The following is an 896-nucleotide window of genomic DNA, read 5'->3' on the forward strand; positions in this document are numbered from 1 at the left end:
TGCGACCCTCGATCGGGTTCGCCTTGTTCACGGTGTCCTCGAACATGATGTACGGGTAGCCGGACTCGAACTGGATCTCCGCGAGGGTCTGGAAGAACTCACGCGCCTTCATCTTCGACTTCTTGATGCGGGGGTTGTCGACCATCTCGTGGTACTTCTCGGTGACCGAGATGTCCGCGAACGGCACGCCGTAGACCTTTTCCACGTCGTACGGCGAGAAGAGGTACATCCACTCGTCGTTCTTGGCGAGCTCGAAGGTGATGTCGGGAATGACAACACCGAGGGAGAGCGTCTTGATGCGGATCTTCTCATCGGCGTTCTCACGCTTGGTGTCGAGGAAACGCATGATGTCGGGGTGGTGCGCCTGCAGGTACACCGCGCCGGCACCCTGGCGGGCACCGAGCTGGTTGGCGTAGCTGAAGGAGTCTTCGAGGAGCTTCATCACGGGGATGATTCCGCTCGACTGGTTCTCGATCTGCTTGATCGGCGCGCCGGCCTCACGGATATTGCTGAGCAGCAGAGCCACGCCGCCGCCGCGCTTGGACAGCTGCAGGGAGGAGTTGATGCCGCGGCTGATCGACTCCATGTTGTCTTCGATGCGCAGCAGGAAGCAGGAGACGAGCTCGCCACGCTGGGCCTTGGCCGAGTTGAGGAACGTGGGGGTGGCCGGCTGGAAGCGGCCGGCGATGATCTCTTCCACGAGCTCGACGGCGAGCTTCTCGTCACCGGATGCGAGACCGAGCGCGGTCATCACAACGCGGTCTTCGAAGCGCTCAAGGTAGCGCTTGCCGTCGAAGGTCTTGAGCGTGTACGAGGTGTAGTACTTGAAGGCGCCGAGGAAGCTCTTGAAGCGGAACTTCTTCGAGTACGCGAGGTCGTTCAGGCTCGTGATGAAC

Annotated in this window: 1 protein-coding gene; it reads right to left on the reverse strand. The window is 61.0% G+C overall.

Annotated elements, in window-relative coordinates; genetic code table 11:
* A partial coding sequence (locus tag JF66_RS19015) for a ribonucleotide reductase N-terminal alpha domain-containing protein (protein ID WP_035880448.1) occupies nt 1–896 on the reverse strand: 896 nt, incomplete at both ends.

This window comes from Cryobacterium sp. MLB-32 (assembly GCF_000738085.1).
In the GTDB taxonomy this organism is placed as follows: Bacteria; Actinomycetota; Actinomycetes; order Actinomycetales; family Microbacteriaceae; genus Cryobacterium.